The organism is Exiguobacterium flavidum (assembly GCF_003344535.1).
Lineage (GTDB): Bacteria > Bacillota > Bacilli > Exiguobacteriales > Exiguobacteriaceae > Exiguobacterium_A > Exiguobacterium_A flavidum.
Genome location: NZ_QPKS01000009.1, coordinates 32,365 through 44,675 on the forward strand (window position 1 = coordinate 32,365; position 12,311 = coordinate 44,675).

16 protein-coding genes are annotated in these 12,311 nt (G+C 53.4%); 3 read left to right on the forward strand and 13 right to left on the reverse strand.

Going from position 1 to position 12,311, the window contains the following annotated elements; translation table 11 throughout:
• Positions 1-5: 5 nt before the first annotated feature.
• The 10 genes from DFG60_RS09690 to DFG60_RS09735 all read right to left on the reverse strand — a co-directional run bounded on the left by DFG60_RS09690 (position 6) and on the right by DFG60_RS09735 (position 8,351).
• A complete protein-coding gene (locus tag DFG60_RS09690; RefSeq protein ID WP_114571674.1) occupies positions 6-353 on the reverse strand; it encodes a GNAT family N-acetyltransferase in 348 nt (115 codons plus the stop codon).
• Between the two features lie 169 nt (positions 354-522).
• Positions 523-1,047 carry a type 1 glutamine amidotransferase domain-containing protein gene (locus tag DFG60_RS09695; protein WP_114571566.1) on the reverse strand — a complete coding sequence of 175 codons (525 nt, stop codon included), beginning with the start codon at positions 1,045-1,047 and terminating at the stop codon, positions 523-525.
• 91 nt (positions 1,048-1,138) lie between these two features.
• A complete protein-coding gene (locus tag DFG60_RS09700; RefSeq protein WP_114571567.1) occupies positions 1,139-1,576 on the reverse strand; it encodes a peptidylprolyl isomerase in 438 nt (145 codons plus the stop codon).
• Positions 1,577-1,680: 104 nt separating this feature from the next.
• Complete coding sequence (locus tag DFG60_RS09705; protein WP_114571568.1) at positions 1,681-2,688, reverse strand: S66 peptidase family protein; 1,008 nt, start codon at positions 2,686-2,688, stop codon at positions 1,681-1,683.
• 73 nt (positions 2,689-2,761) lie between these two features.
• Complete coding sequence (locus tag DFG60_RS09710; RefSeq protein WP_114571569.1) at positions 2,762-4,063, reverse strand: pyrimidine-nucleoside phosphorylase; 1,302 nt, start codon at positions 4,061-4,063, stop codon at positions 2,762-2,764.
• Between the two features lie 29 nt (positions 4,064-4,092).
• Positions 4,093-4,905 (reverse strand): purine-nucleoside phosphorylase, encoded by an 813-nt coding sequence (locus DFG60_RS09715; RefSeq protein WP_114571570.1) that lies wholly within the window; start codon positions 4,903-4,905, stop codon positions 4,093-4,095.
• Positions 4,906-4,942: 37 nt separating this feature from the next.
• Positions 4,943-6,115 (reverse strand): phosphopentomutase, encoded by a 1,173-nt coding sequence (gene deoB / locus DFG60_RS09720; protein WP_114571571.1) that lies wholly within the window; start codon positions 6,113-6,115, stop codon positions 4,943-4,945.
• Between the two features lie 109 nt (positions 6,116-6,224).
• Complete coding sequence (gene xerD / locus DFG60_RS09725; RefSeq protein ID WP_114571572.1) at positions 6,225-7,109, reverse strand: site-specific tyrosine recombinase XerD; 885 nt, start codon at positions 7,107-7,109, stop codon at positions 6,225-6,227.
• Positions 7,110-7,234: 125 nt separating this feature from the next.
• Positions 7,235-7,717 carry a ferric iron uptake transcriptional regulator gene (gene fur / locus DFG60_RS09730; protein ID WP_114571573.1) on the reverse strand — a complete coding sequence of 161 codons (483 nt, stop codon included), beginning with the start codon at positions 7,715-7,717 and terminating at the stop codon, positions 7,235-7,237.
• A gap of 103 nt (positions 7,718-7,820) precedes the next feature.
• Complete coding sequence (locus tag DFG60_RS09735) at positions 7,821-8,351, reverse strand: NUDIX hydrolase (RefSeq protein ID WP_114571574.1); 531 nt, start codon at positions 8,349-8,351, stop codon at positions 7,821-7,823.
• A 145-nt stretch (positions 8,352-8,496) separates the two neighbouring features.
• Between DFG60_RS09735 and DFG60_RS09740 the strand changes: the two genes are divergently transcribed.
• Together DFG60_RS09740 and DFG60_RS09745 are read left to right on the forward strand one after the other, a co-directional pair.
• A complete protein-coding gene (locus tag DFG60_RS09740; RefSeq protein ID WP_114571575.1) occupies positions 8,497-9,351 on the forward strand; it encodes an aldo/keto reductase in 855 nt (284 codons plus the stop codon).
• Positions 9,352-9,421: 70 nt separating this feature from the next.
• Complete coding sequence (locus tag DFG60_RS09745; RefSeq protein WP_114571576.1) at positions 9,422-10,078, forward strand: type 1 glutamine amidotransferase domain-containing protein; 657 nt, start codon at positions 9,422-9,424, stop codon at positions 10,076-10,078.
• A gap of 36 nt (positions 10,079-10,114) precedes the next feature.
• Here DFG60_RS09745 and DFG60_RS09750 read toward each other — a convergent pair whose 3' ends face one another.
• Complete coding sequence (locus DFG60_RS09750) at positions 10,115-10,660, reverse strand: PadR family transcriptional regulator (RefSeq protein ID WP_114571577.1); 546 nt, start codon at positions 10,658-10,660, stop codon at positions 10,115-10,117.
• A gap of 138 nt (positions 10,661-10,798) precedes the next feature.
• Here DFG60_RS09750 and DFG60_RS09755 point away from each other — a divergent pair, with 138 nt between their 5' ends.
• A complete protein-coding gene (locus DFG60_RS09755) occupies positions 10,799-11,107 on the forward strand; it encodes a thioredoxin family protein (protein WP_114571578.1) in 309 nt (102 codons plus the stop codon).
• Positions 11,108-11,154: 47 nt separating this feature from the next.
• Here DFG60_RS09755 and DFG60_RS09760 read toward each other — a convergent pair whose 3' ends face one another.
• Complete coding sequence (locus tag DFG60_RS09760) at positions 11,155-11,733, reverse strand: NUDIX hydrolase (protein WP_114571579.1); 579 nt, start codon at positions 11,731-11,733, stop codon at positions 11,155-11,157.
• Positions 11,730-12,311 (reverse strand): CDP-alcohol phosphatidyltransferase family protein, encoded by a 582-nt coding sequence (locus DFG60_RS09765; protein WP_114571580.1) that lies wholly within the window; start codon positions 12,309-12,311, stop codon positions 11,730-11,732. The genes DFG60_RS09760 and DFG60_RS09765 overlap by 4 nt, the downstream gene beginning before the upstream one ends.

Genomic DNA, 12,311 nt, shown 5'->3' on the forward strand with positions numbered 1-12,311 from the left:
TCGTTTCAGCGGTCTTTCCATTTCTCGATCAATCTTTTCGTTTCATCTGTCCCGCCCTCGATTTCCATCTGCAACATCTTTTGCGCTTCATCGAGCAGTTCATAAGACATCTTTTCCCCGCGGAAGGACGGAGAGAGCGCGATATGTTCCAATTCTGCATGGCCATCCATCAATTGGAACCCGACGATCCCAATAAAATCATCGTCCTGGCGGTACAGGTATAGTCTCCGATTCTCGTCCTGTTCATACCCTTGGACGGTCTCAAGAAGAAATAGCGGGTCCTTCACTTCACACGAAAAGGCGATCAAACCCATCGCTGTCCGCTCATGCATCTTTTTGTACTTCACTAACATCTTTTCCTTCACCATCCTTCAATGAAGAGGCACCTTGTCGACAAATCGCCTCGTCAGATCGCTACTAGCGTCTTGCTGATGTGTGTGACTTTTCTATTCTACACCTTTTAGAAAGAAGATGTGATTCTTTTTTCTAACCAAAAAAAGAGGAGCGAACCGCTCCTCACTATCACTTCTCAGCAAACACCTTAATGAACTCACGCATATAGTCCGGAAGATCGGGCGGTCTGCGGCTCGAGATGATATGGCCGTCGACGACGACCGCCTCGTCGTGCCAGATAGCTCCGGCATTCGTCATGTCGTCCTTGATGCCTGGCGTACTCGTCACGTTACGCCCTTTCAGGATGTCAGCGGAAATCAGTACCCAGCCGGCGTGACAGATCTGTCCGATCGGCTTCTCCGCCTTATCCATCTCCCTTACGAGATTCAGTACGTCATCGAAACGACGCAACAAATCCGGCGACCATCCCCCGGGGACGAGGATCGCATCGTACTCATCAGCTGAGACTTCTGAAAATGCCTTGTCCGATGTAACAGGAACGCCGTATTTCCCGATATAGGTCTCGCCAGCTTTCTCTCCTGCGATGTCGACCGTGGCTCCTGCCTCCCGCAGACGCAGCACGGGGTACCAAAGCTCGAGATCCTCGAAATCCTTCGAAACGATTTGAATGACTTTCTTGCCTTGCAGTTCCACATTCATTCCCCCTTCTGATTTCACTTCTTGTCTTTACCCGCCCGAACGACAAAAAAACTCCGTTCCTCAAGAAGAGGAACGGAGCGACATTTTACCCCTCGACGCGGATTTCCTTGATTCCAGCGCCTTGCTTCATGTTTTGTGCGAACTCGACACCAGATGTCACTTGGCCGAATACAGTGTGCACGCCGTCAAGGTGCGGCTGCGGCTGATGAACGACGAAGAACTGGCTCGAACCCGTGTTACGGCCAGCGTGCGCCATCGAAAGCGAACCGACTTGGTGCTTGTGCGGGTAAGAAGTCGACGTCTCACAAGGGATCGTCTTGCCAGAACCGCCTGTGCCGTTTCCGATCGGGCATCCGCCCTGCGAGACGAATCCAGGAATGACACGGTGGAACTTGAGTCCGTCGTAGAATTCCGAGTTCGCGAGGTTCTCGAAGTTCTCCGTCGTGATCGGTGCATCGCTGTTGAACAGTTCGAATTCCATTTTGTTGCCGTCTTCAAGCAAGATATATCCTTTTTTGTTCATGTCAAATCAACCTTTCGGGCTCCTCTGATGCGGAGCGGGTATTTGGCGCGTCATCGCTACCTCAAATCGTATTGTAACAAAAACAATGACGTCGCGCAGTCATTTCACTCCGAAACAGCGTTTTCCGTGATACGTAAACGAGCCTGCGTCCGGGCATCGAGTTCGACCGCAACACCGAGAGGAAGCGTCAGCATCGGATCGGTGTGCCCGAAGTCTGCCCCGAGGACGATCGGGAAGTCATAGCCGCGTGTCGCCCGAAGAATGATTTTGCTGAGCGGCATGTCATCCGAGAATTCGAGCCGGTCCGAGAATCGACCGACGACCATCCCTTTGATTTTGTCGTAGACACCGAGGTGGCGGAGTTGCGTGAAGTAGCGGTCGAGCGTGCTCGGCGTCTCGCTCTCCTCGTCCTCGACGAACAGGATCACGTCGTCGAAAGACGGCATGTATGATGTTCCTGCGAGCAGCAGCAGCGTACCGACGTTGCCGGCGATGATTTTGCCGCTCGCCCGACCCTGACGGATGATTTCGAGTCCCTTATTCGGCTTGAATTGTTTGAGCCGGTCGTCCTGCTCATCCCAAAGCAAATGCTCGTCGGTCCATTCTTCGGAAACGCCAAGCTCCCCCGCCGGCTCCGCCTTCATGAGCGTCCGCTCTAGCGAGTCGAGCGAAAATGGATGCAATCCGCCGAACTCTCCGAACTGCGGCAGGATGGCAGGGCCGAGGAACGTCACGAGCCCCGTCTTCGCATGTATGCCGGCATGGAGCGACGTGATGTCGCTGTATCCGAGAAGGATCTTCGGATTGTTCCGGATCAAGTCGTAGTCCAGTTCGTCAAGGAGCTGGTGCGAGTTGAAACCGCCGATCGTCGTGATGATCGCCTTCACCTCCGGGTCGCGAAAAGCAGCGTGCAGGTCTGCGACACGCTCCTCGATCGTCCCCGCAGTATGCGCGCAACGTGCCGTCGCATGCTCAGACAATTTGACCTTGAGGCCGAGCTTCTCGAGATAATCGACGGCGCGCCCGAGGCGGCGCGGGACGAATGCCGCGACTGCCGAAGCAGGTGAAAGGATGACGATCGTATCGCCACGTTTTAGCTTTGCTGGTTTCATGTAAATCCCCCCCTATTTCTAGGGATTATACCAAAAAAAGCCATTCTCTGTAAGAAGAGAATGGCTTTGCCGATTATTGAATCACTGCGTGGACGAGCGGACGTTCTTCCGGCTTCGTCGCGCTGAAGTGATACGCATGGTTCATCTTTTCGATCGCCTGGTCGAGCGTCTCCTTGTTCGAGCGAAGTGTCGCGATGACATCTCCGATAGCAACTTGGTCGCCGACTTTCTTATGGAGCGTGATGCTTGCAGCATGATCGATTTCATCGGCCTTCGTCGCGCGTCCGGCACCGAGAATCATCGCAGCGACACCGACTTCATCCGCGATGATCTCAGAGACGTAACCTGCTGTCGAGGCCACGAACTCCTTCTCATACTTCGTCTCGAGCGCTTTTGACATGTCATCGACGAGTGACGCGTCCCCGCCTTGAGCAGCGATGAACTTCTTGAATACGTCAAGTGCCGCGCCGTTCGACAGACGTTGCTCGAGGTCAGCATACGCTTCGTCGAATGTCGGATAGAATTCGCCGAGCACAGCCATGTGTGCAGCAATCGTGAGTGCGATGACCTTCAGGTCGCGTACGTCCTTGCCTTGAAGCACTTCGATCGCTTCCTTGACCTCGTTCGCGTTCCCGATCTCATAGCCGAGCGGCTGATCCATGTCCGTGATGACCGCGATCGTCTTACGACCGACGCTCTTGCCGATCGAGACCATCTCCGTCGCGAGAGCTTTCGCATCGTCGAGCGACTTCATGAACGCGCCTGAACCCGTCTTGACGTCGAGGACGATGCTGTCAGCGCCGGCCGCAATTTTTTTCGACATGATCGAACTCGCGATGAGCGGGATCGAATCGACCGTCGCCGTGACATCACGGAGGGCATAAAGTTTCTTATCGGCAGGCGTCAGGTTGCCCGTCTGTCCGATGATCGCCATCTTGATGTCGTTGACCTGATTGACGAATGCTTCCTCAGTCAGCTCGACGTCGAAGCCCGGGAATGCCTCGAGCTTGTCGATCGTTCCGCCTGTGTGACCGAGACCGCGTCCGCTCATCTTCGCGACCGGAATGCCGATCGAAGCGACGAGTGGCGCGACGATCAGGCTGATCTTGTCGCCGACTCCTCCTGTCGAGTGCTTGTCGACCTTCTTGCCGTGAATCTTCGAGAGGTCGATCACGTCTCCGGATTCGACCATCGCCATCGTCAAGTCGGCGATTTCACGATCAGACATCCCTTTGTAATAGATCGCCATCGACATTGCCGACATTTGATAGTCGGGGATATCTCCGTTCGTGAATCCGTCCACCATTGATTTGATGTCTTTTGTCGATAATTCTCCGCCATCGCGTTTCGTCGCGATCAAATCTACCATGCGCATGAGTAATTCCTCCTAGGATGTATGTTTACTTACATTTTCTTGAGCGTTCCGCGTACGAGTGACAAGAAATGTCCTTTGACACGTTCTGTCGTCTCGATGACTTCCTCGTGGTTGAGCGGTTGGTCGAGGATGCCTGCCGCCATGTTCGAGACACATGAGATCCCGAGCACGCGCATGTCGGAGTGTCTTGCGACGATCACTTCAGGGACCGTCGACATACCGACGACATCTCCGCCGAGCAGGCGTGCCATCTTGACTTCAGCCGGCGTCTCATATGTCGGACCAGTGTTGCCGAAGTAGACACCCTGGCGCACGCGGATGCCGAGCTCGTCTGCCGTCGCTTGTGCGAGCGCGACGAGTTCCGGATCATATGGCTTCGACATGTCAGGGAAACGTGGACCGAATTCCGAAACGTTCTCCCCGATGAGCGGGTTCGTGCCGAAGAAGTTGATGTGATCCGTGATCAACATCAAATCGCCCGGCTCGAACGACTCGTTGCATGCTCCCGCGGCGTTCGTCACGACTACCGTCTCGACGCCGATCGCCTTCATGACGCGGACCGGGAAGGTGACCATCTCCATCGAGTATCCTTCGTAGAAGTGGAAACGGCCTTGCATCGCGACGACCTGTTTTCCTTCGAGCGTACCGAAGACGAGTTGACCCGCATGTCCTTCGACTGTCGAAGTCGGGAAGTTCGGGATTTCATCGTAAGGAATCGCTACTTTGTTCTCGATCTCATCGGCGAGTACGCCGAGACCCGATCCAAGAATCAATCCGATCTCCGGTCTTGCCTGCATCTTGCCTTCCAAAAAATCACGAGTTTCATTCCAGTTGACGTTCATCAAAAATCGCTCCTCTGTTCGAATAGTTGGTCTTCCCTTAAAGTTCGTTCAAAAAGCTTTTGCCATGTTGAGGAGCTTTGACGCCGAAGTTCTCGGCAACCGTCGCTCCGATATCTGCGAACGTCTCACGAATCCCTAGCGATTTACCGGCGACGTTCTTGTGATATGCGAGAAGCGGGACGTACTCACGCGTATGATCCGTTCCAGCGTGGACAGGGTCGTTCCCGTGGTCTGCCGTGATGATCAACAGATCGTCCTCTTTCAGGCGTTCAAGCACTTCCGGAAGACGGGCATCATACTCCTCGAGTGCCTGCGCATAGCCTGCAGGGTCGCGGCGATGACCGAACAGCGCATCGAAGTCGACAAGGTTGAGGAAGCAGAGTCCATTGAAGTCGCGGTCTGCCTGAAGGACGAGCTGGTCCATCCCATCCATGTTCGATTTCGTGCGGATTGCATCCGTGACACCTTCGCCATCGAAGATATCGGCAATCTTGCCAAGTGAGATGACGTCGAATCCGGCCGTCTCGAGCTCATTCATGACTGTCCGGTCGAACGGTTTGAGCGCATAGTCATGTCGGTTAGCGGTGCGGATCCAGTTACCTTCCTCACCGATGAACGGGCGAGCGATGATGCGCCCGAGCATGTAAGGATCTTCACGCGTGATTTCACGGGCGTACTCGCAGATGCGATAGAGTTCCTCGAGCGGCACGACGTCCTCGTGAGCTGCGATTTGAAGGACTGAATCAGCAGACGTGTAGACGATCAACGCGCCTGTCTCGACATGTTCACGTCCGAGTTCGTCTAAGATCTCTGTGCCTGAAGCAGGCTTGTTCCCGATTATCTTCCGTCCCGAGAACGACTCGAGACGTGAAATCAGATCCTCAGGGAATTCTTCGAAGACGCGGAACGGCGTATCGATGCGAAGACCCATGATCTCCCAGTGTCCAGTCATCGTATCCTTGCCTGCTGATACTTCCTCCATCTTGCCATAGGCAGCGACGGCTTCTTCATCGGACGGGACGCCAAGAATCGGCTCGATATGTGAGAGCCCAAGCTTCGCCATGTTCGGCATGACGAGCCCGCCCTTGCTCTCCGCGATATGACCTAGCGTGTTCGCGCCAATGTCACCGAACTGTTCCGCATCAGGCGCTTCTCCGATTCCGACTGAATCGAGCACCACTAGAAATACACGTTTGAATTTTTGAGCCATTTGCTCTTCCTCCTATACCTAGCGTTCTTGTAAGCGAAAGTATTTTCCCTTTTCCATCGATCGTAAAACGCGACATTTGTCTGAAGTCAGACCTTTATTTCATCCGACCTCATGCTCTCGGATGGTGATTCTTATATACGTCCTGGAGACGCGACCGATTCACATGTGTATACATCTGCGTCGTCGACAAGTCGGCGTGGCCAAGCATCTCCTGAACCGCCCGAAGGTCTGCCCCGTTCTCGAGCAGGTGCGTCGCAAACGAATGGCGCAGTACATGCGGTGTGATTTCCTTCTCGATGCCCGCATTCTTCGCCCGCCGTTTGATCATCTTCCAAAATCCTTGTCGAGAAAGGCGTTCCCCCCGGCTGTTCAAGAAGAGCGCTTCCGTCTGCTTGCCGCCGAGTCCGTTGCGTGCGAGTTCGATGTACGTCTCGACGCGTTCGATCGCGGTCCCGCTGATCGGGATGATCCGCGTCTTGTCGCCTTTCCCGTGACACGAAAGGAAACCGAGTTCGAGCTGAAGATCCTTCAAGTCGAGTCCGAGCAGCTCACTGACCCGCATGCCAGTTCCGTAGAGAAGTTCGAGCATCGCTTGATCACGACGCGTCAACGGGTCATTCCCCTGTACGGAATCAAGCAACGTGAACACATCGTCCTTGCTCCAGACGACCGGCAGTTTACGCTCAGGTTTCGGCAAATCGAGATGCCTTGACGGATCGTGATCGACCAATCGACGTTCAAGAAGGAACTGGTGAAAGGAGCGGATCGAACTCGTGGCTCTTCTGATCGTCGAACGCGACTTCCCCTGGCTCATCAGTCTCTCCATGTGCGAGACGATCATATGGCGTTCCACTTGCTGGAATGTCTCGGTCCCAAGCGTTGACAGTGTGGCGACATATTGGTTCAGGTCGTTTCGATACGCTGCCGCCGTGTTTGAAGACATCTGTCGCTCCACCTTCAAATAGGTGATGAACTGTTCCAGCAAATCTTTCATCAAGCTCACCCTTTTTTTCGTAATCGCTTACTTTCCCATCATATCAAAGCGGTAAACCGTTGTGAAGACGTCAGACCTATTTTTCAATTAAAAAAATCACCTCTTCCCTTAATGGAAGATGGTGATTAAACGGACTGCGTCTGAGCTTCCTCGAGCGCTTCCCGTGCATGTCGTTCCTGACAGACGCGGCAGACACCGTGGAATGTCAAACGATGATCTTTAATCTTGAATTTGAACTTCGCCGTGATCTCTTTTTCGACATCCTCAAGCATGTCTTCGAGAATCTCCTCGACCGATCCGCATTCGATACAGACGAGATGATGGTGCGAGTGGCTGGCGCCTTCCTGACGAAGATCGAACCGCGACACCCCATCCCCGAAGTTGACCTTGTCGACGACTTCGAGCTCCGTCAACAATTCAAGCGTCCGGTAGACCGTCGCAAGTCCGATATCGGAATTCTTTTCCTTCACTAATAGAAACACGTTTTCTGCACTCAAGTGATCCGACTCATGCTCGAGCAGGACGCGTACTGTCGCTTCACGCTGAGGAGTCAGCTTATAACCTTTTCCGCTCAGCTGTTTCTTGATTCTTTCGACACGACTTTCCATCCAAGCGTCCCCCTTTGACTCGAAACTGATGCTTTTATCATAGCGGATAGCGTCTCTTTTTTCAAATGATAATGACTATCATCTAGGGATTCTCATTTTAGAATCATTTTAATGTATTGATATGCCAGTGTTGAATCGCCATGATCGTCTTCGCATCGACGATCTTGCCATCTGAAATCATTCCAAGTGCCTGTTCGAGCGATAGCGAGCCGACGTTCAGGAACTCATCCTCATCGAGGTTCATGTCGCCTGCGACCATCTCGCTTGCTTCGTATATATGTACCCGTTCACTGCAAAAGCCCGGTGCACCGTAAAAGTCGAACAAGTGAGTCATCTTTCCAGCTGAATAGCCAGTCTCCTCCTCGAGTTCGCGACGTGCGCATTCGATTGGTTCCTCGCCCTTTTCGAGCTTGCCAGCAGGAATCTCGATCGACATCTGCTCGAATGCTTTGCGGTACTGCTCGACGACGAGCAGTTCGCCTGCTTCGTTGAAGGCGACGATCGCGACCGCCCCGTTATGATAGACGAGCTCCCGGACCGATGTATTCCCGTTCGGCAGACTGACGACATGCTTTTCTACATCGAACACCTTGCCTTGATAGATGACTTCCCGTTCAATCGTTTTTTCTTCCATCTTCTGAACGCCTCCTGTTTGCTCTCTCCCCCACATTATGCCTGTACTGATGGAACTCCTGCAACCCATACCGTCACCACGTTTCGGCACATGTGCCTCGGTATGCTACACTGAAAACATAACGATCAGGAAATGAGGGAATGACATGACACTTGGTTTAGGCACGATGACGATTTTAAAGAGAGGCCAGGAGGAGGCGAGTAGCATCCTCCGGACTGCACTAGAGGAAGGCATCACACATTTCGATACGGCAGACGTCTACGCGAATGGGGCCGTCGAATCCTTGATCGGGCAGACTTTTTCTCCAGAGGATCGTGCCCGTCTTTTCCTTGCCTCAAAAGGCGGAAATCGGATGAATGCGACAGGAACAGGTTGGACATGGGATCCGAGCCATGACTACCTGAAGCATGCGTGCATGGAGAGTCTTAACCGGCTCGAGACGCATTATCTCGACCTCTATTACGTCCACGGAGGTACGATCGAGGACGATATCGATGCTTCGATCCAGGCGATGGAAGACCTTGTCGCTGAAGGTCGCATCAAAGCTTACGGCCTGTCCTCGATTCGACCGAACGTCATCAAGCATTGGCTGGAACACAGTAACATCTCCTACTTGATGACGCCTTATTCACTGCTTGACCGTCGTATCGAGACGCTCTTGCCGGCTCTTCAAGAGAAGGGCGTCAAGCTCGTCGCGCGCGGCCCGCTCGCAAAAGGACTGCTGACGCCGGAGTGGGACTCCCGTCTCCAGTCGACTGATCAATTCGAGCAATATGACCACGGCGCACTCGAGCGCCTGTTGCCTGAGCTCGCGAAATATCCGCTGCCTGCTGTAGCGCTGCAAGCCGTCGACTCGAAGGCAGACATCGTCCTTGCCGGCGCCTCGAGCGTTTCACAGCTCCGTGCGAATATCGAGTCGATGCGCGAGACGTTGCCTGCAGGTGCAGTCGAAACGGTTCTCGGTCTTTGTCCCGTCCATCCCTACACGGACCATCTGTGAGGTTTATCCATTTTCAGCTTGGGGAACTCCTTTCTCTGTAGATATCTCATACAGAAGAGGAGTTTTTTCAATGGGCAGAATTCTGATCGTATCAACAAGTGCAAGCATGATGGACAGCCATAAGACCGGGTTGTGGTTCGAGGAGTTCGCAGCACCGTACAATCTGTTCAAGGAAGCAGGCCACCATGTGACAGTCGCCTCGATCGATGGCGGTGACGTCCCGATCGACAGAGCCTCGATGGTCAAGGAAATCCTGCCGAAGTTCCAGGAGGCGCGCAAGGCGCTTCATAAGACGACGCCGATCGCCGAGGTCGATTTGAAAAGCTTCGATGCCGTCTACTTCCCTGGCGGTCACGGCGCGGTCGTCGATTTCCCGAATAACCCCTTCATCAAGGACGTCGTTGACTCCGTATTGAAAAAGAAAGGTGTCGTCGGATCGGTTTGTCACGGTCCCGCCGCTTTCGTCGGCCTCGAGATCGACGGAAAGCCGTTCGTTCAAGGCCGTCAAATAAACGGATTCACGGATGAGGAGGAAAAATCGACAGGTTTGATGGACAAGGTGCCTTTCCTGCTCGAGTCCTCTCTGAAGAAGGAAGGCGCGATTTTCCTGAAGTCCTCGCCCGGCGACGAATTCGCCGTCATCGACGGAAACGTCGTCACTGGACAGAACCCAGCTTCAAGTGAAGCGGTAGCGAAACTGATGATCGCGAAACTTGCAGTCGTCTGAAAACTGCATATCCAATAAAAACACGAAGTCGTCACTTTAACGCAGTGACGACTTCGTGTTCGTTTTTTGAATTTCTTCAATCGCCCAGTCACACCATTCCAAGTAGTTGAGCATCATGCGCAAGCCATACTCGCTCGTCAGCTTCTCACCGAGGGTCGCCCCCTGTTCAAGATGCGCCTGCCTCCAGACATGCATCATCTCGACAGCCATCTCATGATGACGCTTCGACTCCTCAAGATAAGCGATCGCCTCGTCCGGAGGCAAGAGATGAAGCAACGATACCCTCATCAGATTCTCGTCCTTCATCTTCGGTTTGAACTCACTCGGTGCCCGAAGCCAAGCGACGAGATCCGAGCGCCCCTGATCCGTGATCGAGTAGATTTTCTTGTCCGGTAGATCCTCTTGTACGACGAGCTCGCTCGTCACAAGCCCCGCCTCTTCCATCTTCAGCAGCTCCCGATAGATTTGGGTATGGTGTGCCGTCCAGAAGTGGGTCATCTGTTTCTTGAACGTCGTGCTCAAGTCATAGCCTGTCGCCGCTTCCTCTGTAAGCAATCCAAGCAATGCGAATCGTAATGCCACGACCTCTCCCCTTCCTCCATTCTTCTTCTATTCAGTATCTCAAAAAGTATGACGTTGTGCCAGCTTGCATAATGTTTGACAGAAACGTGCCATCATGTAAAGAATAGACTATCAATGATCGTCTAGGGGGAAATATACATGAATGAATTGAAAACAGTGGAATCGTTCGAACAAGCGACTGGCGGCAAGCGTTCCGTCGTCGTATTCTCAGCCGATTGGTGCCCGGATTGCCGGCGTCTCGAGATGTTCATCGATGACATCAAAGCAGGAAGTACGCTCGATTGGTACGAAGTCGATCGCGATGAGCTGCTCGATCTGACAGAGAAACAGGAAGTTCGCGGAATCCCTTCGCTTCTCGTTTATGAAAACGGTGAAAAAATCGGCCATCTGCATTCGGCCAACGCAAAAACGCCTGAAGAAGTCGCAGCATTCATCGGAAAATATTGAGAATAAGTCCTTTCTTTGCCTGAGCCTCAGGCAGGAAAGGACTTTTTTCATGGATGGATGAGTTTTTCGAGCTGGTCCGCGAGAAGGAGACGATAATTTTCGCCATGCGGGACGAATTCATTTCGTCCGACGAAATGGGCAGGTCCCGCTGCGACCGACATCATTTCTGTCTCACCTCGCAAGAAGGAGATGAAGTCCCCGGTCCGGACTGCGACCAGGCAATCCACCTCTTCCGCCTGAAGCAGGAATGACTCGAGCGGTTGATCCGATTCAGTCAAAAAGACGTGGCAACGCTCGCGGTCGAAGAACGGCGGCAGGATGAGCTCGTCCTCGATCGTGCCGATCGGGGTCAACTCGTCCAAACGCCTGAGGAGCCCGATTTCCTCCTTGAGTTCTCTTACACCGTCCTGCACGCCCTCCCCGTATAAGAGATGGCCGGCTGCCGTGATGTCGAACATTTCGGGAAAGTCTCTTTTCTGAGCGGAACGACGCTGTAACAACAGCCCCTCCGGATGAAGAACGAAGCAATGAAAGGTTTCGTGCCAATATCCGAGACGATGTACCTCCTCGCGTGTCGCCCTGAAACGGACTCCGTCCCATTCGGCTTCGATCCATTCTGTGCTCATCGCAATACCTTTGACGCCTGATGGAACCGTTGCCCGACAGTGAACAGCTCAAGCACGAGGAACACGATCGTCAACCAAATCAACTGATTCGGAAAAACGATCATCAGCGAAAAGAACAAAAATCCTTCCGAGCGTTCAATCAGTCCGGGTTGATATTGAAATGACTTTCCACCGAAGTTCTCGCTCACTGCGCCGATCGCAAGGAACATCGTCATCCCGATGACGAATGAACTCGCAAGCAACAGCAAGGCGAACTGCGCCTCAGGAAAACGAAGCGCGAGACCGATGATGACGGACAGTTCGACGACCCGGTCGAGGACGAGGTCAAGAATCGTCCCGATCGCAGTCGGCCTTTGCCTCCTGGCCATCGTTCCATCTACCGCGTCGAGCGTGCCTGAAATCCAAAGTAGGATGAGTGCGATTATGACCATGTCGTTATAGATGAAGAATCCGGTCGATGCCCCGATGATGGCAGACAGGATCGTCACCTGGTTCGCTGACAACCCGAGCCTGCTGAAGAGTAGCCCGATTTGGTCGAACAGTGGTTGTATTGATTTTCGTGCCCGTGTATCGAGCAT

Bases quoted from the DNA above. Each gene is read 5' to 3' on its own strand.
- DFG60_RS09690 (WP_114571674.1), bottom strand. From the start codon at position 353: ATGTTAGTGAAGTACAAAAAGATGCATGAGCGGACAGCGATGGGTTTG.
- DFG60_RS09700 (WP_114571567.1), bottom strand. From the start codon at position 1,576: ATGAACAAAAAAGGATATATCTTGCTTGAAGACGGCAACAAAATGGAA.
- DFG60_RS09705 (WP_114571568.1), bottom strand. From the start codon at position 2,688: ATGAAACCAGCAAAGCTAAAACGTGGCGATACGATCGTCATCCTTTCA.
- DFG60_RS09710 (WP_114571569.1), bottom strand. From the start codon at position 4,063: ATGCGCATGGTAGATTTGATCGCGACGAAACGCGATGGCGGAGAATTA.
- DFG60_RS09715 (WP_114571570.1), bottom strand. From the start codon at position 4,905: ATGAACGTCAACTGGAATGAAACTCGTGATTTTTTGGAAGGCAAGATG.
- deoB (WP_114571571.1), bottom strand. From the start codon at position 6,115: ATGGCTCAAAAATTCAAACGTGTATTTCTAGTGGTGCTCGATTCAGTC.
- xerD (WP_114571572.1), bottom strand. From the start codon at position 7,109: ATGAAAGATTTGCTGGAACAGTTCATCACCTATTTGAAGGTGGAGCGA.
- fur (WP_114571573.1), bottom strand. From the start codon at position 7,717: ATGGAAAGTCGTGTCGAAAGAATCAAGAAACAGCTGAGCGGAAAAGGT.
- DFG60_RS09735 (WP_114571574.1), bottom strand. From the start codon at position 8,351: ATGGAAGAAAAAACGATTGAACGGGAAGTCATCTATCAAGGCAAGGTG.
- DFG60_RS09740 (WP_114571575.1), top strand. From the start codon at position 8,497: ATGACACTTGGTTTAGGCACGATGACGATTTTAAAGAGAGGCCAGGAG.
- DFG60_RS09745 (WP_114571576.1), top strand. From the start codon at position 9,422: ATGGGCAGAATTCTGATCGTATCAACAAGTGCAAGCATGATGGACAGC.
- DFG60_RS09755 (WP_114571578.1), top strand. From the start codon at position 10,799: ATGAATGAATTGAAAACAGTGGAATCGTTCGAACAAGCGACTGGCGGC.
- DFG60_RS09760 (WP_114571579.1), bottom strand. From the start codon at position 11,733: ATGAGCACAGAATGGATCGAAGCCGAATGGGACGGAGTCCGTTTCAGG.
- DFG60_RS09765 (WP_114571580.1), bottom strand. From the start codon at position 12,311: ATGCTCGATACACGGGCACGAAAATCAATACAACCACTGTTCGACCAA.